General features: G+C 68.6%; 17 protein-coding genes. 12 read left to right on the top strand and 5 right to left on the bottom strand.

What is annotated here, in order from left to right; genetic code table 11:
- The first annotated feature begins 126 nt into the window (after positions 1–126).
- Both ACAM49_RS09810 and ACAM49_RS09805 read left to right on the top strand, forming a co-directional pair.
- The gene (locus ACAM49_RS09810; protein ID WP_369635143.1) at positions 127–1,770 is read left to right on the top strand and encodes an HNH endonuclease; all 1,644 of its coding nucleotides are present in this window, start codon (positions 127–129) and stop codon (positions 1,768–1,770) included.
- A gap of 150 nt (positions 1,771–1,920) precedes the next feature.
- A complete protein-coding gene (locus tag ACAM49_RS09805) occupies positions 1,921–2,691 on the top strand; it encodes an SDR family oxidoreductase (RefSeq protein ID WP_369635142.1) in 771 nt (256 codons plus the stop codon).
- 95 nt (positions 2,692–2,786) lie between these two features.
- Here the strand turns inward: ACAM49_RS09805 and ACAM49_RS09800 are convergent, their stop codons facing one another.
- Positions 2,787–3,536, bottom strand: coding sequence for a hypothetical protein (locus ACAM49_RS09800; RefSeq protein ID WP_369635141.1), 750 nt, complete (start codon positions 3,534–3,536; stop codon positions 2,787–2,789).
- Between the two features lie 111 nt (positions 3,537–3,647).
- Between ACAM49_RS09800 and ACAM49_RS09795 the strand changes: the two genes are divergently transcribed.
- The 3 genes from ACAM49_RS09795 (at position 3,648) to ACAM49_RS09785 (ending at position 7,003) form a co-directional block, all read left to right on the top strand.
- Positions 3,648–4,886: an MFS transporter gene (locus ACAM49_RS09795; protein WP_369635140.1), complete on the top strand. Its 1,239-nt coding sequence runs from the start codon at positions 3,648–3,650 to the stop codon at positions 4,884–4,886.
- 7 nt (positions 4,887–4,893) lie between these two features.
- A complete protein-coding gene (locus ACAM49_RS09790; RefSeq protein ID WP_369635139.1) occupies positions 4,894–5,280 on the top strand; it encodes an ArsR/SmtB family transcription factor in 387 nt (128 codons plus the stop codon).
- 115 nt (positions 5,281–5,395) lie between these two features.
- Positions 5,396–7,003 carry a flavin-containing monooxygenase gene (locus ACAM49_RS09785; RefSeq protein ID WP_369635138.1) on the top strand — a complete coding sequence of 536 codons (1,608 nt, stop codon included), beginning with the start codon at positions 5,396–5,398 and terminating at the stop codon, positions 7,001–7,003.
- 73 nt (positions 7,004–7,076) lie between these two features.
- On the opposite strand, the gene ACAM49_RS09780 is transcribed toward ACAM49_RS09785, so the two are convergent.
- The gene (locus ACAM49_RS09780; RefSeq protein WP_369635137.1) at positions 7,077–8,114 is read right to left on the bottom strand and encodes an alpha/beta hydrolase; all 1,038 of its coding nucleotides are present in this window, start codon (positions 8,112–8,114) and stop codon (positions 7,077–7,079) included.
- A 214-nt stretch (positions 8,115–8,328) separates the two neighbouring features.
- Here ACAM49_RS09780 and ACAM49_RS09775 point away from each other — a divergent pair, with 214 nt between their 5' ends.
- Complete coding sequence (locus tag ACAM49_RS09775; RefSeq protein WP_369635136.1) at positions 8,329–9,717, top strand: serine hydrolase domain-containing protein; 1,389 nt, start codon at positions 8,329–8,331, stop codon at positions 9,715–9,717.
- On the opposite strand, the gene ACAM49_RS09770 is transcribed toward ACAM49_RS09775, so the two are convergent.
- Positions 9,701–12,859: a BTAD domain-containing putative transcriptional regulator gene (locus tag ACAM49_RS09770; protein WP_369635135.1), complete on the bottom strand. Its 3,159-nt coding sequence runs from the start codon at positions 12,857–12,859 to the stop codon at positions 9,701–9,703. The genes ACAM49_RS09775 and ACAM49_RS09770 overlap by 17 nt on opposite strands.
- Positions 12,860–12,970: 111 nt before the next feature.
- Here ACAM49_RS09770 and ACAM49_RS09765 point away from each other — a divergent pair, with 111 nt between their 5' ends.
- A complete protein-coding gene (locus ACAM49_RS09765) occupies positions 12,971–13,381 on the top strand; it encodes a PaaI family thioesterase (RefSeq protein WP_369635134.1) in 411 nt (136 codons plus the stop codon).
- A gap of 1 nt (position 13,382) precedes the next feature.
- Here the strand turns inward: ACAM49_RS09765 and ACAM49_RS09760 are convergent, their stop codons facing one another.
- Together ACAM49_RS09760 and ACAM49_RS09755 are read right to left on the bottom strand one after the other, a co-directional pair.
- A complete protein-coding gene (locus tag ACAM49_RS09760) occupies positions 13,383–15,140 on the bottom strand; it encodes a long-chain fatty acid--CoA ligase (protein WP_369635133.1) in 1,758 nt (585 codons plus the stop codon).
- Positions 15,141–15,238: 98 nt separating this feature from the next.
- Positions 15,239–15,895 (bottom strand): TetR/AcrR family transcriptional regulator, encoded by a 657-nt coding sequence (locus ACAM49_RS09755; RefSeq protein WP_369635132.1) that lies wholly within the window; start codon positions 15,893–15,895, stop codon positions 15,239–15,241.
- Between the two features lie 98 nt (positions 15,896–15,993).
- On the opposite strand from ACAM49_RS09755, the gene ACAM49_RS09750 reads away from it, so the two are divergent.
- From ACAM49_RS09750 to ACAM49_RS09730, 5 genes are all read left to right on the top strand, one after another.
- Positions 15,994–16,887, top strand: a complete 894-nt coding sequence (locus tag ACAM49_RS09750; RefSeq protein ID WP_369635131.1) for a metal-dependent hydrolase — start codon at positions 15,994–15,996, stop codon at positions 16,885–16,887.
- Positions 16,884–17,930: a 2Fe-2S iron-sulfur cluster-binding protein gene (locus ACAM49_RS09745; RefSeq protein WP_369635130.1), complete on the top strand. Its 1,047-nt coding sequence runs from the start codon at positions 16,884–16,886 to the stop codon at positions 17,928–17,930. Before ACAM49_RS09750 ends, ACAM49_RS09745 begins: the two co-directional genes overlap by 4 nt.
- 14 nt (positions 17,931–17,944) lie before the next feature.
- Positions 17,945–19,423 carry a flavin-containing monooxygenase gene (locus tag ACAM49_RS09740; RefSeq protein ID WP_369635129.1) on the top strand — a complete coding sequence of 493 codons (1,479 nt, stop codon included), beginning with the start codon at positions 17,945–17,947 and terminating at the stop codon, positions 19,421–19,423.
- Positions 19,423–20,349, top strand: a complete 927-nt coding sequence (locus ACAM49_RS09735) for a short-chain dehydrogenase/reductase (RefSeq protein WP_369635128.1) — start codon at positions 19,423–19,425, stop codon at positions 20,347–20,349. Before ACAM49_RS09740 ends, ACAM49_RS09735 begins: the two co-directional genes overlap by 1 nt.
- Positions 20,350–20,415: 66 nt before the next feature.
- Positions 20,416–20,967 (top strand): hypothetical protein, encoded by a 552-nt coding sequence (locus ACAM49_RS09730; protein ID WP_369635127.1) that lies wholly within the window; start codon positions 20,416–20,418, stop codon positions 20,965–20,967.
- Positions 20,968–20,980: the final 13 nt, after the last annotated feature.

Below are 20,980 nucleotides of genomic sequence, written 5' to 3'. Positions count from 1 at the left end.
GGACGGGTTTTGACGGCCGGAGCCTTTGGGGGTGGTCATGTGTCTACTGTGCCGGAGAATTTCCGGATTCTGGTGGAGGGATGGTCGCGATCTCCTGTCGGTGGGTCGTGGCATCATTCGGGCACGATGAAACTGACCAAGGGCGGGCATACGGCGGTTCCGACATCGCTTCTGACGGTGGTGCTTTCGTGGCGGTCGGCGCACCGGGTGCGGGCGCAGGCCGTACTGGTGGGCGACCACGGGCGGGTGCGATCGGAGCGGGACTTCGTGTGGTTCGACGCGCCCCGACACGTCTCGCAGGCGGTGACGGTGGATCGGGAGCCCGAGGCCGGGACGGCGCGGCTATCGGTGTCATTGCCGCGCACCGGGTCCGAGGTGGCCGGAATCGTGGTGATCGGCTCGGTGGAGGGGAGTTTCGCCGAGGTCGCGGGATTGCGGCTAACCGTGTTCGACCATGATCGGGCGGTCGCTTGGTACGACGTGGAGACACCGGAGCCGGTTCCGGCCCTGGTGCTGGGCGAGTTCTCGCGCACCGAAGATCCGGGCGGGGAGGGGATTTCCGGCGATGGCTGGGAGTTCCGGGCTTTGAGCGACGGGGGCGTCAGCCTCGCCGGGCTGGTGCGCGAGTTCGGGGTACGCCTGGATCCGGCCCGTGCCCTCGCCCCGGAGCCGCGCCGCACCCCGCCGCCGCCGAATGCCGAACGCGCGGACTGGCATCCGGACCCGCGCGATCCGGCCCGCCTGCGCTGGTGGGACGGCGCCACCTGGACCGCCTCGACCCGCCCGGTCACCCCGCGGGATGCACGCCACTGCCCGCGCTGCGGCGCACCCCGCCGAGGCTTGCTGGGCGCGGCCGCCGGACTGTTCGGCTCCTCACCGCTGTGCCGCGAATGCGCCACCGAGACAGCCGAATACCTGCGCGCCTGGCTCCCCCGCGCCGAGCGCACCCTGCGCGGCCTCGACCCCGCCGACGACTGGGAAACCCACTCGGCCGCCCTGCGCTTCCAGCGCATCGACCGCGCCCACGCCCTCGATCTGCTGCGCCCTGCGGCGCACGACCATCTGGAACGCCTGGTGGCCTTCACCTTCGCCGACGGCGTGGTCGAACAGGAGGACCTGGAGGACTTCGAGGACACCGTCGCCGAGCTGTCCCTGACCGGCCCGCTCATCGAGGACCTGCGCCGCCGCGTACACCGCGGCCGCATGCTCACCCGCCTGCGCTCGGGCGAACTCCCCTTGGCCCAGACCACCGGCCTGCACCTGGATCCCGACGAACGCGTGCACCTCGACATCCCCGCCGCCCACATCCGCCAGCTGGCCCGCGGCCCCAAGCGCACCGAAGGCCGTCTGATCGTCAGCAATCGCAAGCTCCGCTTCACCGGCTCCGACGCGGGCACCGAAATGCCCTGGGCCCGAGTGGTTTCGGTGGTCGCGGCCGACGGCCTGGTCGAGGTCGCCGCCACCTCCGCCCGCGGCGGCGCGCTACTCGAGGTCGCCGACCCCGACTTCGTGGCCGCCGCCATGGAGGGCGCCCTCCGCATCGCCAAACGCCTGGCCCTGACCCCCGGCCGCCGCGACACCCGCACCATCCCGCCGGACGTCAAGGCCGTCGTCTGGCAGCGCGACGGCGGCAAGTGCGTCGAATGCGGCGACAGCCACTACCTCGAATTCGACCACATCATCCCGATCAGCCGCGGCGGCGCGACCAGCCCCGCCAACCTGCAGATCCTCTGCCGCGGCTGCAACCGCACCAAGGGCACCCACATCTGAGCGGTCCGCGCGAAAGGGGCGCATCCAACCGCAACGACGCGCGACGAAACCCGGAATGTGGCGAATCCGACGCCATGCGATGAATCATGTTGAGCGGCAGTCGGTGTGGTTCTAGCGTCCGAGGAAAGCCCGGCGAGTGAGGGGATCGACATGCAGGTAGCGGTGGTTGGCGGAACCGGAACGTTGGGCGTCCCGGTGGTCCGCGATCTGGTCTCCCGAGGCCATACGGTGCGCGTCCTGAGCCGATCCGCCCCCGCCGACCCGGTGCCCGGCACCGAGCACCACCCGGTCGATCTGGCCACCGGCGCGGGCCTCGACGCCGCCCTCGAGGGTGTCCACACGGTCGTCGACACCGTGAACCATCGCAACCTGCGCAGCGCCCGGGTCATGGTCGAGGGCGTCCGCACCCTGCTGGCCGCCGAGCAGCGCGCCAAAGTCGGCCACCACGTCGAGATCTCGATAGTCGGCTGCGATCAGGTGCCCTTCTCCTACTACCGCACCAAGGTCGCCCAGGAACGACTGGTCACCCAGGGACCCACCCCCTGGACCCTGCTGCGCGCCACCCAATTCCACGATCTCATCGACGAAATCCTCGGCGCGGCAGCCAAGTTACGCATCTCCCCGCGCGGCTCCCTGCTCTTCCAGCCGATCGACACCGCCGCCGTCGCCACCCGCTTGTCCGACGCGGTCGACGCCGGTCCCTCCGGCCGTATCCGCGATATCGGCGGCCCGGCCGTCCAATCCCTGTCCGCCCTGGCCGATCTGCGCCGCCGTGCCCTCGGCGGCCCCCTGCTCCCGCTCCCCGTTCCACCCGTCGGCCGAGCCATCCGCCGAGTGCGCAACGCCGCGCTCTGCCTCGACAACGCTGGCGAGACCGTGTCTTTCGACTACTCCGAATGGCTCCACCGCCGCTATTCCTAGCCGCCGTTCCAATCTGTATCCATCGTCGCCGAGCCGCCGACCCCCGGCCATCCGGAATCCCCCGGAGAATCCCCGGATTCCGGAGCCGCCGGTCCCTAACGCATTACGCGCACGACCGTTGGTTCGGCGCAGAACTGGGTGGTGGCGTCGGCGAGCGAGAGGCCGGTCCGGGACAGGCCGCCATTGTCGGTGACCGTGCATTGACTGCCGCCGATGTGTCCCGTGCCGTCATCGAGGAAATGAACCTCGGCCGTGACCAGGGGCGTCAGCTGGTCACCTGTGAACGTCCAGAACTGGACCTTCCAGAGTTCGTAGCTGTCCCGGGCGGTGACGACCACGTAGTTGGCGGCGGTGGTGTCGAGCCCGATGCCTGCCAGCTCCCCGGCGCGGGTGAAACGGGTCGCATCGCCGGTGGCGCGGTAGATGAGATAGCGGGTGTTGGAGGTGGCCAGCATGATCGGGATGATCAGCTCGTCGCGGCCGTCATTGTCGAGATCGCGGAAGCGGGGTTCGGTGGTGCCGACCGACTGCTCGGTCATGGTCTGTAGTTGTTCACCGGTCGGGTCGAGCACCGTCAGGACGACCGAGGATTGCTGGCCGGTACCGGTGTGGTGGACCTCCACGGTCAGCGCGGCCGGGTCCCGCGATTGCAGATAGCAGTCGGGAGGCGTTGCGGTGGAAGCGATGTCACCGCAGGGCGGTAGGTCGGAGACGGGCGAGGTGACGGGGGCGCGCTCGACGCTGGCCGGAATGCCGGACCTGGGGTTGGCTGCGGGGTGCTGCGCGCAACCGGCCGCCGCAGCCGCTGCGGCGGCCAGGATCACGGCCGCGAGTTTCCTCCCCATGCAAGCGAGGATAGCGACGAATCGCCCAGCAACTCGCACCGAATCCGGACGAAGCGCGATATATCGGACATCATGTGCACAACTGCGCACATATTGGCCTATAGTGGTGGCGTGCTCGCAGCGCTCCGCCATCCCGAATTCCGCAAGCTGTTCACCGCCCAGGTGGTCGCCCTGGTCGGCACCGGGCTGCTCACCGTCGCCCTCGGCCTGCTCGCCTACGACATCGCCGGCGGCCAGGCGGGCGCGGTCCTGGGCACCGCGCTGGCCATCAAGATGATCGCGTATGTGGCTGTGGCGCCGGTGATCTCGGCATTCACGCAGCGCCTGCCGCGCCGCCTGGTCCTGGTCTCGGCGGATGCGATCCGCGCCGGAATCGCGCTGCTGCTGCCGTTCGTCACCCACACCTGGCAGATCTACGTGCTGATCGCGCTGCTGCAATCGGCCTCGGCGACCTTCACGCCCGCGTTCCAGTCGCTCATCCCCTCGATCCTGGTCGACGAGGACGACTACACGCACGGCCTGTCGCTCTCGCGGCTCGCCTACGACCTGGAGTCGCTGCTGAGCCCGGTGCTGGCGGCCGCACTGCTGACGGTGATCAGCTACCACTCCCTGTTCGTCGGCACCGCGGCCGGTTTCGTGGCCTCGGCCCTGCTGGTGGTCACCACCCGGCTCCCCCGCCTCGCCCCGCCTGAGCGTTCGGCCCCGCTGCTCGAGCGCATCACCGAGGGCGCGCGCATCATGATGAACCGCCCGGTCCTGCGCGGCCTGCTGGCCATGAACATGGTGGTGGCCGCGGCCACCGCGCTGGTGATCGTGAATACCGTTGTGTACGTGCGGGATCGACTGGGCGGCTCGAACACCGGCGTGGCACTTGCGCTGGGCTGCTTCGGATTCGGCTCCATGGCGGTCGCGCTGTCGACCCCGCGCCTGCTGCGCTCGGTCCCCGATCGCCGATTCATGCTGACCGGCTGCGCGGTGCTGCCCCTCGGCCTGCTCGCGGCGGCCCTGCCGACGCTTCTCCCCCGCCCCGCCGGTGCCGTCATCCTGGCTCTGACCTGGGTTCTGCTCGGCGCGGGCACCTCCCTGATCAACACGCCCTCCGCCCGCCTGCTGCGCGCCCAGTCCGAACCCGCCACCCGCACAGCCGTTTTCACCGCGCAGTTCTCCCTCTCGCACGCCTGCTTCCTGATCACCTACCCCATCGCCGGCAAACTCGGCGCGCTGGCGGGCCTGCCGATCACGGCGATCAGCCTGGCCGCGCTGGCTACACTGGCGGCTACGACGGCGGCGCGCGCGTGGCCCGCGTCCGCTCCGGCGGGCATCGAGGCGGTGTCAGCGACAGGAAGGTGAGGCGAAGGTGACCAAGGCGAAATCGCTACCCGCGGTGCCGAATCTCACCCGCCCGGGCGCGCCGAGTCTCACCCACCCCGTCGATCCGGATCAGGCCCGGCTGGAGGCGGCCACCGCCACCTTCCGCATGCTCTCGGATCCGACCCGCCTGCACATTCTCTGGATTCTCGCCGAGGGCGAGGCCGATGTCACCGCGCTGACCGAGGCGTGCGGCGCCTCGCGCACCGCGGTCAGCCAGCACCTGGCCAAACTCCGCTTCACCGGCCTGGTCGAGACCCGCCGCGACGGCCGCCGCATCATCTACCGGATTCGCGACGGCCACCTGGCCCGGCTGGTCCGCGAGGGCCTCAATCACGCCGATCACATCGTGACCGGCGAGCCCGCGCACGAGTAACCATCTCCCGGACGCGCGCTCCTGGTCAGTGGGACCTGCTATCGCCCGCTGCCCGCATTCGCCTTGACGATATGCCTATTCGAAATATCGCAAGACGAATACTGAGAGGTCGCGCATGCATCCCGAGCAGGGCAGCCCATTCGATGTGATCATCATCGGTGCCGGATTCGCCGGACTCTACGGCGTCCATCGGGCGGCGAAGGCCGGACTGAACGTGCTCGGCCTCGAGGCCGGCGAGGGCGTCGGCGGCACCTGGTACTGGAACAAGTACCCGGGCGCGCGCTGCGATGTGGAGAGCGTCGACTACTCGTACTCCTTCGACGAGGAACTGCAGCAGAGCTGGACCTGGACCGAGCGCTTCGCCGCGCAGCCGGAGATCCTGGCCTACATCAACCATGTCGCCGAACGCTTCGACCTGAACCGCCACTACCGGTTCGGGCAGCGCGTCACCGCGGCCCGCTTCGACGAGGCGGCCGCGCTGTGGACCCTGCGCACCGAGCGCGGTGACGAATTCCGCTCGCAGTTCGTGGTTTTCGCGACCGGCTGCCTGTCGACCCCGATCAAGCCGAACCTGCCCGGCGTCGAAACCTTCGCGGGTGAGGAGCTTTTCACCGCGCAGTGGCCCGAGGAGGGCGTGTCCTTCGAGGGCAAGCGGGTCGGGGTCATCGGCACCGGGTCCTCCGGCATCCAGGTCTCCCCGATCATCGCGCGACAGGCGCAGGCGCTCACCGTCTTCCAGCGTTCGGCCAACTTCAGCGTGCCCGTGCCGAACCGGCCGTGGACCGAGCAGGAGCAGGGCGAGATCCGCGCGACCTACCGGCAGCGGCGCGAGAACTCCTATTACGCACCGGCGGCCACCCCGCACCGCTCGCTCGAGGTCAAGGCGCTCGACCTCACCGCCGAGCAGCGCGAGGCTGCCATGGAGGACCGCTGGAACGGTGGCGGCGTGCTGTTCAACAAGGTCTTCCCGGACCAGAACAGCGATCTGGCCGCCAATGAGCTGGTGCGCGAGTTCGCGGTGGCCAAGATCCGCGCGAAGGTGCGGGACCAGGCGGTGGCCGACGACCTCATCCCCTACGACCATCCGATCGGCACCAAGCGCATCTGCACCGATTCCGGGTACTACGAGATGTTCAACCGGCCCAATGTGGATCTGGTGAACCTGCGCCGCGAGGCCATCGTGGAGGTCACCCCGACCGGCATCCGCACCGCCGAGAAGTTCATCGAGCTCGACACCCTCGTCTACGCAACGGGTTTCGACGCCATGACCGGCACCCTGCTGCGCATCGACCTGCACGGCGCGAACGATGCCCGCCTCGGCGATGCCTGGGCCGATGGCCCGGTCACCTACCTGGGCTTCGGCATTCCCGGATTCCCGAACATGTTCAGCGTCAACAGTGTCGGCACCCCGTCGGTGATGGCGAACATGGTGCTGCACTCCGAGCAGCAGATCGACTGGGTGCTGGCGCTGGTGGAACACTGCCGCGCCAAGGGAATTCGCACCGTGCAGGCCCGCGAGGACGCCGCGGTCAAGTGGACCGACCACTTGCTGGAGGTCGCCGAGGGCACGCTGTTCGTGAAGGCCAACTCCTGGTACATGGGCGCCAACATCGAGGGCAAGAAGCGCGTATTCATGCCCTACATCGGCGGTTTCGGCAATTACCGCCGTTACTGCGACGAGGAGCGCGAGAACGGCTACCCGAACTTCGAGCTGAGCGTCTAGCCGCGGTACTCCCCGAAAACAACGAGGCCGGCTCGCTTCCCCTGGAGGCGTGCCGGTCTCGTCGTCGTACCGGTCAGGCGGGCAGGCCCAGACCGGCAGCCAGGACGGGCCACGACTGCTTCAGCGCGTCCTGCCAGTACCCCCACGAGTGGGTGCCGGTGGGCGTGAAGTCATAGGTGGCCGGGATACCCAGGCCGTCGAGCTTGGCCTTCAGGTTGTGGGTGCAGTAGTTGGTGGCGGCCTCGAGCCCGCCGCCGACGGTCATCTGGTTGATCCAGCCGCCGGTGCCCGGCAGGGTGTGCGGGCCGCCGAGGGTGTCCCACTGGCCCGGCAGCCCGGAACCGCTGGAGATGAACAGGTTCAGGCCGCGCAGCTGGTCGGCGTGCACGTAGGGATCGTTGGCGGCCCACATGGGGTCGCCCTCCGGACCGTACATGTTCTTGCTGTCGCCGCCGCCCGCGGCGACCACGGTATTGACGAAGTTCCAGCCGATCGGATCACTGATCTGCGCGCAGCCGCTGTAGGCGGCGACCGACTGGTAGAGCCCCGGCGCGGCGATGGGCAGCTGCAGCACCGAGGTGCCCGCCATGGACAGACCGGCGATGGCGTTGCGCCCGTTGGTGTTCAGCGCCTTGTCGATGAGCGGCGGCAGCTCCTCGGTGAGGAAGGTCTTCCACTTGTTCACGCCCAGTGTGGGATCGGGCTCGCGCCAGTCGGTGTAGTAGCTGAATCCGCCGCCGACCGGCTGCACCACGTCGACGTTCTTGTCGGACAGGAACTTCAGCACATCGGTCTGCTTCTGCCAGGTGGCCGAATCGGTGCCGCCGCCCGCGCCGTTGAGCAGGTACAACACCGGGGTGGGCTGCGAGGTGTCGGCGGCGCGCTGCACATCGACCTCGATGTTCTTGTCCATGGCGGCCGAGTAGACCTGCAGGACGTAGTTGCGCGCGTCTGTGGCCTTGACAGAGGCGATCCGGGAGCCGTCGGCGGAGGTTCCCGCGGGGTGCAGCGAGGGAGTCGGATCGGCGGCGGCGGTACTCGCCGCCAGCGGTAGCAGAACGGTTGCCGCCAGCGCGATAACCGCGCTGCCCCAGATCCTCTTCGAACGCACGCGGTGTCTCCTCAACGCAGTTTGTTTCCGATCGGTATTAGTCAGCTCGTCACGTTGCCCTCTCGCACTGTGCGTTTGCTGGCCCGAAGCTGAGCCTGTCCTGAGAGGGTCGCGCGAGCGCCGGTCAGGACCGGAAATCGACCCGCGTGAGCTGACTCACGGCTGTCAGCGCACTGTCGGCGGGCTGTCAGCGCGCGTGGGCACAGTCATTCCCATGAACGACATCGCAGTCACGAACGACATCGCACTCACCGAATTCGTCGCCGCCACCGCCGCCAAGTTCGATATGCCCGGCATCTCCGTCGGCATCTGGGTCGATGGCCGCGAGATCATCGCCAACCACGGCGTGACCAGCACCGAGAACCCGGTCCCGGTCACCGAGCACACCATCTTCTCGATCGGCTCCACCAGCAAGACCTTCACCGCGACCGCGCTCATGCGGCTGGTCGCCGAGGGCAAGGTCGACCTGGCCGCCCCGGTGCGCACCTATGTGCCGGAGCTGAGGCTGCTCGACGAGGAGCACGCCGCCGCCATCACCGTGCAGCAGGTGCTCAACCACACCGCGGGCCTGGAGTGGAACATCATCAACAACACCGGTGAGGGCGAGGACGGCCTGGCCGCCTTCGTGGCCTCCCTGGCCGAACTGCCGCTGATCGGCAAGCCCGGCGAGCGCGCCTCCTACAGCCAGGCCGGGTTCAACCTGCTCGGCCGGGTCATCGAGAACGTGACCGGGCAGCCGTTCGAACAGGTCATCGTCGAGACCGTGCTGGAGCCGGTCGGGCTGCACGAGAGCTTCTACTTCCAGGGCGACATCATGACCCGCCGCTTCTCGGCCGGGCACGAGCGTCAGGCGGACGGCACGCTCGAGGTGTGCCGCTCCTGGAAGGGCACCCGCGCCAACAATCCGGGCGGCGGGCTCGGCACCACGGTCTCGGATCTGTTGCGCTGGGGACGATTCCATCTCGGCGACGGCCGCACCGAATCCGGTGAGACGCTGCTGCCGGCCGCGCTGCTGCACCGGATGCAGCAGCCCACCGTCACCCTGCGCGCCAGCGCACTGGCCGACGCGTTCGGACTGTGCTGGATGCTGCGCGACGTGGACGGCGTCCGCACGGTCGGCCACGGCGGCTCGGTGTTCGGCCAGTTCACCGAATTCCAGTTGGTGCCGGAGCGGAATTTCGCCATCGCGATCGTCTCCAATGCCAGCCCCGACGGCGTCCCGGCCAACCAGGCCATCCTGCGCTGGGCCCTCGAGCACTACCTGGGTGTCGTCGACCGGGATCCGGAGCCGCTGCCCTTCGACGCCGATCGTGTCGCGGAACTGCTGGGCGGCTACGAGATCGACGCCATGACCGCCACCTTCCTGGTCGAGGACGGCAACCTGTTCCTCGAATGCAAGGTGAAGCCCGAAATCCGCGCCGCCGCACCCGAATCCGAGATTCCCCAGGACCACCCGCCGTTCCCGGTCGGCCTGCTGCCCGACGACGAGTACATCATCACCGCGGGCTCGTTCCAGGGTCAGCGCGGCTTCCTCAGCCGCAACGATCGGGGCGAGATCATTGGACTGGATCTCGCCGGGCGTCTGTTCACGCGCTCTGCTTGACCCACCCGGCGAGTTGTTCCAGGGCTTCGGTCCTGGACAGCTCGCTGCCACGGCGATAGGCCTGATGGAACTCCTTGTCGCCCAGTTGAGTTGTGAGTTCGGTTGCGAGAGCGGCCAGTTCGGGATTGCCGTGATCGAAGATCCCGCGCAGGACTTCACTGAGGCCGAGCGCGGTCGCGGCACCGGTCGGATCACCCTCCAAGAGCCGGAGTTTCGCCAGGAGTTCGGCGACGTGGGCGACGGCCTGGGCGATCGAGGCGTCGTCACCGAAGCCGAAGGAGCCCTCGATGACCTGTGGCAGCAGGGCGCGGGCGGCCTCGATATCGCCTGCGCTGAGCCGGTTGCGCAGACGGCACAGCGCGATGTGGCTGGCGGCCATGGCTTCCGGATACGGCAGGCGGCGGATGCGGCCTTCGAGGATGTCGAGGTCCCGGTCGGCCTGGTCGATATTGCCGGAGCGACGGTGCAATTCGGCGCTGGAGAAGAACAGGGCGGCCGAGAGGCGGGCGAAGCCCTCGGCCTCGGCGAGGCGTCGAGCCGCTCCGATATCCCACGCGGCTTCGGCGAGGTCACCGCCGCGCATGCGCTCCTCGACCAGGGCGGTGCGGGCGGCGAAGATGTCGTCCTCGGTATTGAGTTCGGAGGCCAGGGCGACGGCGCGACCGTAGGCGGCGAGCGCCTGCTCATGCTCGCCCCGCAGGGAATGCTCGCGGCCGATGGCGAGCAGGGCGAGGCCCAGACCCCAGCGATCACCGACGGCCTCGAAGCCGCGCTGGGCTTCCCGTCGTGCCTCGGCTCCGGCGGGCAATCGTCCCTGTCCCGTGAGCGCGACATCGCGAGCGAGATGCGCACTCGCCCGCACCCACGGATCCGGCCATTCCATCGCCTGTTCGAGCTGCCGCTCGGCCAGCTCCTCGTCCTCGGCCCGGCCCGCCATGAGCGCGATCCAGGTCGGCATGGCCTGGTGGAATTCCAGTCCGCCCGCCCGCACACAGTCCTCGATCAGCGCGGGCAACGTGGCACCGGCCGGTGGCGCACCGGCCATCAGCGCGATCACGCGAAAGGCCGCCCGCGCTTGCTCCGACAACTCGTCCCCGAACCGCAGCACCGCGGCCAGCGAGCTCTCGAACTGCGAGCTCATACCCCGAATTCCCCAGTACCAGAACATCGCTCGTACCAGCCGTGCCGCGATCGCCGCATCGCCGGTCGCACCGGCATCGCCCAGTGCAACCCGAAGGGCGGCCGTCAGGTTGGCGTGTTCGGCGTCGAAAAAGGCGATGGCGTCGAGTTGTTCGGCGGTGCGGAGATGCGGTTCGTGGTATTCGGCGAGGGCCAGGTAGTGGTCGGTAAAGCGCGCGGTCAGGTCGTCGGCGGAGCGGCTCAGCTGGTCGGCGGCGTAGGCGCGGATGGTTTCGAGCATGCGGTACCGCGGCGGGTCGTCCGGGGTGACGGTGACGAGGGATTTCTCGACGAGGGTGTCGAGAATGTAGAGGATGTCGTCGGCGGGCAGGTCGGCGTCGGCGCAGATGGCCTCGAGGGCTTCGACCGTCGCGCCGCCGGGAAATGCGGAAAACCTTCGGGCCAGAAGCTTTTCGGGCTCTTCGAGCAGATCCCAGCTCCACTCCACCAGGGCGAGCAACGTGCGCTGGCGGGGTAGCGCGGTGCGGCTGCCGGAGGTGAGCAGGCGGAACCGGTCGCCGAGCCGGCGGGCGACCTGGTCGACGCTCATGGAGCGCAGTTTGGCGGCGGCCAGTTCCAAAGCCAGTGGGAGGCCGTCGAGTTGGCGGCAGATCTCTACCACCGGGCCGACGGTGGCCTCGTCGACCACGAAGCCGGGGCGGATGGCCGCGGCGCGGTCGGCGAACAGCGCGACGGCCGAAGACCGCTGGGCCACAGCCGGATCGGTCGTTTCGACCGGTGATTCGAGGGGCCCGAGGTGGCAGAGCACCTCGCCGGTGATGGCCAGGGGTTCACGGCTGGTGGCCAGCACGCGCAGCTGCGGCAACCGGTCCAGCAGCCGCTCGGCGAGCTCGGCGGCCGCCCCGATGACGTGCTCGCAGTTGTCGAGCACCAGGACGGCCGGGCCGACGTCGAGCAGTTCGATCAGCCGGGCGGTCTTGTCGGGGCGCTCAGCGGTGTCGCTGTCGAGCGCGCCGGTCATCGCGTCGGCGAGCTGATCCGGTGTGCCCAGCTCGGCCAGCGGCACGAAGAAGACCGCGCCGGAGGCGTACCCGTCCATGGCTTCCAGGGACAGCCGCGTCTTGCCCGCGCCGCCGGGGCCGACAATGGTGACCAGTCGCGAATCGGCCAGCAGCGCGGTCAGTTCCTTCAGTTCGTCGTCGCGGCCGATGAAGCCGGTCAAGCGCACCGGCAGAGCGCGGGCGGCGGGTTCCCTACGCGGAGCGGGGATTTCGAGTTCGCCCCGCAGCAGCGCCAGATGCGTGTCGCGCAGGGCCGCCGACGGATCGATCCCGAGTTCCTCGTCGAGCCGCGCCCGCATCTCCTCGTAGACGCCGAGCGCATCCGATTGCCGCCCGGCCGCCGCCAGCGCGCGCATGCGCAATGCGGCCAGCCGCTCGCTCAGGGGATTGTCCGCGGCGGCGAGTTCGAGATCGGCGAGCACCTCGGCGTGGCGGCCCACTCGGAGCTCCGCCTCGCAGCGATCCTCCACCGCCGACGCCCGGAGATCGTCCAGCCGGGTCGCGGTCGCCCGCGCGAACGGCGCGTCCAGCACATCCCCGAGCGCCGGCCCCCGCCACAGCCCGAGCGCCTCGCTCAACAGCCGTGTGGCCGCCTCGGCGTGCCCGGCCGCCAACTCCGCGCGCCCCTCGCGCACCAATTCCTCGAACCGGTCGACATCGACGCTCACCCCGGGCAGCCGGTACCCGCCGGTCCCGAATTCCACCGCGCCCACCCCGCGCACCGCCTTGCGCAGCCGAGACACCAGCGCCTGCAACGCCCCCGCCGCATCCGCGGGCGGCTCCTCACCCCACAGCCCGTCGATGAGCGCCGGGACGGGCACATCCCGCCCGGATTCCAGCGCCAAGCGCGCCAACAGCATCCGCACCCGGAACCCAGGAATCTCCACCGGGGTCCCGTCCTCCGCATGGACCCGAACCGGCCCGAGCACACCAACCTGCACCGGCCGAGTCTGCCAGAACCGCTGTTTCCGGGTCGTACCGCGCGAGTTCGCAGTAATCCATTACCCGCGAGGTAATCGACTCCCGCCCACCCATCGGGCACAGTCGATCTCATGACCGATATCGCCATCGACCCCGTGGGCACCCAGATGTTCGCGACCATGCCGTTCACCGAGGGCCTCGGCGTCGAGGCCCTCGACTGCGGCCCGGATCTGGTGCGCAGCCGCCTGGCGTGGCGCGAGAACCTGTGCACGCTGGGCGGATCCATGCACGGCGGCGCGCTCATGTCGCTGGCCGATGCGACGGCGGCCGTGTGCGCCTTCCTGAATCTGCCGGAGGGCGCGCAGGGTACGACCACGGTGGAGTCCAAGACGAACTTCGTGCGCGCCCTGCGTTCCGGTCACGCCACCGCGACGGCCACCCCGCTGCACAAGGGCCGCAGCTTCATCGTGGTGGAGACCGAGATCCGGGATGACGCGGGCAAACTCGTCGCCAAGGTCACCCAGACCCAGGCCGTGCTCTAGCTCAGGCGTACAGCTCTTCGATGAGGTCCGCGTAGCGCGCGTGGATCGGCTTGCGGCGCGGCTTCATCGTGGGCGTGAGCAGTTCGCCGCCCGGAGCCCAGAACTCGGGCACGATACGGAATTTCCGGATCTGCTCCACCCGCGACAGCTTGGCATTCGCGGCGGTGACGGCCGCGCTGATCTGTATCTCCATCTCGGGATCGGCGGCCAGCACAACGGGATCGGCTGCCAGCCCGTGCTTTTCGGCGAATCCGGCGACGGCGTCCGGATCCAGCGCGATGAGGGCGACATTGTATTTGCGGTTGTCCCCCACCGCGATCGCCTGCGCCACCAGCGGACTGAACGCCTTGACCCAGTTCTCGATGGTGGCCGGCGACATGTTCTTGCCGCCCGCGTTGATGATGAGTTCCTTCTTGCGGTCGACGATCCGCAGGTAGCCGTCCAGGTCGAGGTCCCCGATATCGCCGGTGTGCAGCCAGCCGTCGGCGTCGATTACCTCGGCGGTCTGCTCGGGCCGGTCGAGATAGCCCTTCATGACGATCGGCCCGCGCACCAGCACCTCGCCGTCGTCGGCGATCCGAACCTCCAAGCCCTCCAGGGGTTTTCCGACGGTGCCGAGTTTGATCCGCCCCGGCGGGCAGATGGAGCCCATGCCCGACACCTCGCTCATGCCCCAGGCGTCGCTGACCTCGATGCCGAAACCGTTGAACCAGCGCAGCAATTCGGGTGAGACGGGGGCCGTGCCGGAGATGGCGATCTTCAGGTCGTCCAGGCCCAGCGCGGTGCGCACCTTGGACAGCACCAGCCGATCGGCGATGGCGTGCTGCGCCCGCAGCGCCGCGCCGATGTGGGCGCCGTCGAGCCGCAGATCCGAGTACCGGCGGCCGACGCCGACAGCCCATTTCGCGAGCGCGGCCTTGGCGCCGGTCGCCTCCCCCAGCTTCTCCTCGATACCCGTGCGCAGCTTCTGCCACACCTGCGGCACCGCGCCGAGCAGGGTCGGGCGGCAATCCGCCAGTCCGGGCGCGAATCCCGCGCGTTCCGCGACGGTGGTGATCGTATTGCCGACGCCCATGCACAGATACAGCGCCGACCAGCGGTCGGCGATGTGCGCGGAGGGCAGGAACGACAGCACCCGCTCGTCGGGGGTGGCGTCGGCGAGGCTGATGCTGGCCTCGACCATGGCGACCATATTGGCGTGCGTGATCTGCACGCCCTTCGGGGATCCGGTGGTGCCGGAGGTATAGATGAGGGTCAGCACGTCTTCGGGTTCGACTGCCCGCCAGGCGGATTCGAAGTCGAAGTCAGGATCGGCCAGCGCGGCGAGGCCTTCCAGGTCCATATCGCCGCCACCGTCGAGGCACACGATGGACCGCACCGCGGTGCCCTCGCGTCCCTTCTCGATGGCAGGCAGGAACTGCGATTCGCACACCACGACGGTGGCCCTGGAATCGCTCAGCAAATGGTTGATCTGCTCCGGCGAGGAGGTGTTGTACATAGAGAACGGCACGCCACCCAGATGCACCACCGCGGTATCCACGGGGTAGAACTCCGGGCGATTGGTCATCATGAGCGCGACCTTCGACTCGCGTCCGATGCCCAGCGCCGCGAAGCCCCCGGCCAGCGCGCGGGCCCGCGCGTTCCACTCCCCGAAGGTCAGGGTGACCCCATCCCCGGCGGTGCGCACCGCGATCGCTCCCGGATTTCGGGCCACGGTCGCCTGGAATGCCGCGCACATGGTTTCGGGTAGGGCTGTCATGACCTCGGTCGCTCCCTCGTTGGATCGAATCGCAAAGTCAGCATACTCACGGCAAACCTACGGTTACGTAGGGGTTGGTGCGGGTGTGGCCCGGAGCACTATCCAGCGATGAGGGGCACCAGGTACTTGTGCGCGAATTCGCCCAGTTCATCCGGTGTTTCGAGATCGGCCGCGCCGCCCTGCACCAGGATCAGCGAATGCACCACGCGGCAGCCGATTTCCGCGCGCGCCGCCAGATCGGCCGGAGCCTCGAACACCCCGGCCCGGGCCGCCCGGGCGAGGATCTCGACGGTGGCCGCCACCGACATGGCGAACACGCTCGCGCCATCGACGGTGAGCTTCACCAGGATTCGCTCGGGCTCGACCGCGAGCAGGCGTTCCACCAGCGGATGCGCGCGCCAGCGGGTGATGACGGTCACGAAGACGTCGGCGACCAGTCCGTCGAGATCGGTGTGCCGCTCGGGCATGCTCGCCAGTTCCGCGAGCAGGGTCGCGACCTCACGGCTGACGACAGCCTGCACGAGATCATCGCGCGAGCCCAGTCGCCGGTAAACGGTGACCCGGTCGACCCCGGCCTGCTTGGCCACATCCTCGATGGTCGTCTTCTTGACCCCGACCTTCTGGAACTGCGTCAGCGCCGCGTCGAGAATGCGCGTCTCGATGTCATCGGTGCGCGGACCGGTGTCGTCGGCGGGCGTCCCGGTGTCACCGACGGCATCCGTGCGGGTCAGCGGCTTTTTCGAGGCGGTGGTCACCGGACCAACGCTAGCAGCAGGCTCGCCCGATGCAACAATCTCGAACAATTTGTGGCTGCAACATTGCCATACATTTTGTTGCGCTGTACCGTTCGGTCATGGCTGACAGAGCTGGCGCAACGAAGCGCCACTACAGCGACGAGGCACACGCCATTTCCGCCCGCGATGTGCGATTCGATTTCGAATCCGTTCCGCTGCACTACATTCCGGGCGAGGTGCTGGCCACCCACATCGTCGACGTCATGCACCTGGTGCTCCCGGAGGGCGAACGGGCCATGGCGCAGGCGCTTTCCGAGGCGCTGCCCTATATCGAGGACGAGCGGCTGCGCGAGGAGGTCACCGGGTTCGTCGGGCAGGAGTCCATGCACGCGGCCAGCCACGAGGCGGCGCGGCGGCATCTGCAGGAGCTCGGGCTCGATGTCCACTCGTACGTGAAAGGCGTTGCCTGGCTGGTGGATCGAATCCTCGGCGACCACGGGCTGAGCGGGCGCGCCAAGGAGCAGTGGCTCAAGGAGCGGCTCGGGCTGTTCGCCGGAATGGAGCATTACACGGCAGTGCTCGGCGAATGGCTGCTCAACGCGGACATTCTGGAGGCCAAGGGCATGCATCCGGCGATGCTGGACCTGGTCCGCTGGCACGGGGCCGAGGAGGTCGAGCACCGCAGCGTGGTCTACGACGCGTACATGTACCTGGACGGCGGCTACCTGCGCAAGGCCCGCACGGGGCTGCTGGCCAGTGCGACACTGCTCCCGCTGTTCATTCTCTCGGCGGGCTACCTGTACCGAAAGGATCCATCCCCGAACAAGGGCCGCTTCTGGGGCTGGCAGTTCCTGAACGCCACCCGGCGCGGCGTGATCCCGAGCTGGACCGTGTTCTTCACCGAGATCCCGCGCTACCTGCGCCCGGGATTCCATCCCTCCCAGCTGGGCCCGATGGATGTGGCGCTGCGCTATCTGGCACATTCCCCGGCGGCCAGGGCGGCGGCCGAGTGAGCGCGGACGTGGCACACGCGGAACAGCCGCTCGGCCTGCGGGTACTGGGCGGGGTGATGGACGGATACAAGCGGGTGTTCGCGAGCGGCCGCGCCGCGCCGCTGCTCTCACCGCCGAACCCGGTGCGGCGGGCCGGGTTCGAGCTCTCGACGGTGATCGAGAAGCTGGAGCGGCCGGTGCCCGATGTCCTGGCGATCACGCTGCGGGCGGTCGGCGGGCGGGAGTTGCCGCGTTGGCGGCCGGGGGCGCATGTGGATGTGTTTCTGCCGTCGGGGCGGCAGCGGCAGTATTCGTTGTGCGGGGATCCGCGGGATCGGTTGCGGTATCGGATCGCGGTGCGGTGGATTCCGGATGGGGAGGGCGGGTCGCGGGAGGTGCACGAGGCGTTGTGGACCGGCGATCGGCTGCGGATTCGGGGGCCGCGCAATGCTTTTACGCTGGTGGATGCGCCGTCGTATCTGTTCTTGGCGGGCGGGATCGGGATTACGCCGATACTGCCGATGGTGCAGGCGGCCGGGGCGCGCGGGCACCTGGTGTACTCAGGCCGGTCGCGGGATTCGATGCCGTTTCTGGATGAGTTGCCGGACGCCGATATTCGGCCCGACGACGAATTCGGCGCACCGGATGTGGCGGCGATCATCGCGCGGGCCGAGCCGGGTGCTGCCGTGTACGTGTGCGGGCCACCGGCCATGCTGGCGGCGGCGCAACGCTGCCGGTTCGGGCTGGATCCGACGGGATCGCTGCATACGGAACGCTTTTCGGCATCGCCGGTGGTCGATGGGCGAGCGTTCGACATCACGCTGGCGCGCAGTGGGCGCGCGGTACGGGTCGGTGCGGAGGAAACCGGCCTGGCCGCCGTGCAACGCGTGCTCCCTGACGTGAATTACTCCTGCCGTCAGGGCTTCTGCGGCACCTGCAAGGTCGGTGTGCGCGCCGGCGCGGTGGACCACCGCGATCGGCTGCTCACCGCCGCCGAGCGGGCCGACCACATGCTGCTCTGCGTGTCCCGCGCCGCGGGTGACGCGCTCGTACTCGATCTCTGAACTCGGAAAAATTCATGTCGATTGAAGCGGAAACCACTGTGCCCGAACATGTCCGGATCGCCATTGTCGGCGCCGGATTCGGGGGCATCGGCCTGGCGGTGAAGCTGCGCGAGGCCGGATTCGACGATCTGGTGATCCTGGAACGCGCGGCCGATCTCGGCGGGACCTGGCGGGCCAATACCTATCCCGGGTGCGCCTGCGATGTGCCGTCGCAGCTGTACAGCTACTCGTTCGCGCCCAACCCGGACTGGTCACGTACCTATGGGCGGCAGCCGGAGATTCTGGAGTACCTGCGGCAGGTCGCCCGGGACCATGATGTGCTGCGGCACATTCGATTCGGCGCGGAAGTTCTGGACGCGCGGTGGGACGAGAACGACGCGGTGTGGCGGGTCCAGACCACCGTGGGCGGGCTCTCCGCCGACGTCCTGATCTCGGCGGCGGGCATCTTCGCCGAGGCCAAGTATCCGGAGCTGCCCGGGCTGGAGCGGTTCGAGGGCACGGCTTTCCATTCCCTGCACTGGGATCACGACCACCACCTGACCGGCGAGCGGGTGGCGGTGATCGGCACCGGCGCGTCGGCGGTGCAGTTCGTGCCGGAGATCCAGCCGATGGTCGATCGGCTGCTGCTGTTCCAGCGGTCGGCGCCGTGGATCGTGCCGCGAATGGATCGGAATACTCTCGAACTGGAGCGGGCGTTGCTGCGGCGGATCCCACTGGCGCAAAAGGCGATACGCAGTGCGTGGTACGCAGCCATCGAGGGATTCGGGCTGATCTCCCTGGTGGACAAGCGCTTCCGGCATCCCTACGAGGCACTCGGGCGGCTGCAATTGTTGCGTCAGGTGCGAAATCCCGCCCTGCGAAAAACTCTCACGCCCGACTACGTCATCGGCTGCAAGCGCGCCATCTTCTCCGACGCCTACCTGCCCGCCCTGGACCGGCCGAATGTCGAGGTCATCACCGAATCCATCGCCGAGGTCCGCCCGCACTCGATCGTCCTGCGCGACGGCACCGAACACCCCGTCGACACCATCATCTTCGGCACCGGATTCACCTCCATTCCCTCGGCCTATCACCGCTACATCGGACGCCACGGCCACTCCATCGCCGACCTGTATCACCGTGAGCCGCAGAGCTATCTGGGCGCGACCGTCGCCGGGTTCCCCAACTTCTTCTGCACGCTGGGCCCGTTCGGGGCGGCCGGGAACCAATCCGCCATCTATATGATCGAATCCCAGATCGCCTATATCGTGGATGCGCTGAAGACCATGCGCGACAACGCGATCGGCCGGATCGAGCTGCGCCCCGAGGTGCAGGACGACTTCCTCGACGAGATGGATCGCCGCAGCGCCGACAGCGTCTGGCTGACCGGCGGGTGCCAGAGCTACTACACCACCGCCGACGGCCGCAATGCCGGGCTGTACCCCAACTGGAGCTTCGAATATCGCTGGCGCACCCGGCGATTCGACGCCGAATCCTATGAGATGAGCCGCTGATGTCCACGCCGCGCTGCCTGCCGTGCCCGAGTCCGTTCCGGCCCGAGGGGCGGGTCGCCCTGATCACCGGGGCCGGACAGGGCATCGGGCGGGAGCTGGCCGGGATCCTGTACCGGCGGGGCGCCTCGGTGGCCGTCGTCGATGTCGATGCCAAGGCGGCCACCTCGGTCGCCGCGGCGCTGGGCGAGCGGGCGCTGCCGGTGATCGCCGATGTCGCCGACCGGGCCGCCATGGCGGAGGCCGTGCATCAGGTGGCCGGATACTTCGGGCATCTGGACATCGTGGTCGCGAACGCGGGTGTGGTGCCCGCGCCCGCGACGCTGCGGACCATCGCGCCCGAGGAGTTCGACCGGGTGCTCGATATCAATCTGACCGGGGTGTTCAATACGATCCATCCGGCCCTCGACCACATCGTCACCGCCCGTGGTCATGTCGTGGTGGTGTCGTCGTGCGCGGCGTTCGCGCCGGGGATGGGCGGTGCGCCGTACATGATCAGCAAGGCGGCGGTCGAACAGCTGGGTCGGGCGTTGCGGGTGGAGCTCGCGCCGCACGGGGCGAGCGCCGGGATCGCGTATTTCGGGATCGTGGATACCGAGATGACGCACTCGACCCTCGATCGCGATGACCTGGGCCGCCGGATCGAGGCGTTGCTGCCGTGGCCGCTCAGTACCCGCATCAGCGCCGAGCGGGCCGCGCGCAGTATCGCCGATGCCATCGAACACCGTACGTCGCAATCGATTTCGCCCAGTCCGTGGATTCCCTATTCGCTGCTGCGCGGCATGATCAACCGGGTGCTGGATTTCGGCCTTACGAAGGACCCGCGCGTGCACGCGCTGCTGCGCGAAGTCGAGCGCCGCAGCCTGGAAAAGCCCTCCTCAACAGCGTCTACGGCCATGGACACCGGGCCGGTTCAGGCGCATTATTGATCTCACATCCGGTGCCGTTCGTCGGGGGAACGTCAAAGGAAAACCCCGAACGGATGGGAAAAGGAAATGTTCACCAAGAAGATGATGGCGACGACCATGTTCGCCATCGCAGCCACCGGAATAACCATGGCCACTGCACACGGTGAGGCGGGGCTCGCCGATGTCACGGTCAACGGAGTGGATGGCTCGGTCGGATACACCACCACCTTGGCGGCCGACCACTCCAATGCCCTGATCAATCTGACCGCGGGCCACTTCGCGCTCGCACCGGACGCGGTTCAAGTCGTCGCGGACGACGGTGCGGTCATCGGCGCGATACCGCTGACGCTCACCGCGAATACCGGTGCGGTCATGCAGGTCACGCCGGTTCTGAACAGCGACACCTCGCTGACCCTCACTCCGGTGGGCGGTCCCACGGTGGCGGCGACCAGCTCGCAGAATCTGCCCTTCATGCACAACGCCGGATTCGACGTGGCGGCCGGGGTCTTCGTCGGCGCCGTGATCGGATGCGTCATCGGCATCATCATCGGCATCTGGTTCTTCCTGGTCGGTGCGATTGTCGGCTGCGCGGTCGGCGCGGTCATTGGGGCGTTCATCGGCGCGGCGCTCGCCTCCTAGCGAGCCGGATCCC

This window comes from Nocardia sp. JMUB6875 (assembly GCF_041154655.1).
In the GTDB taxonomy this organism is placed as follows: Bacteria; Actinomycetota; Actinomycetes; order Mycobacteriales; family Mycobacteriaceae; genus Nocardia.
Note: the sequence above shows the minus strand (reverse complement) of the source record. Positions and strands in the feature narration are given on the sequence as shown.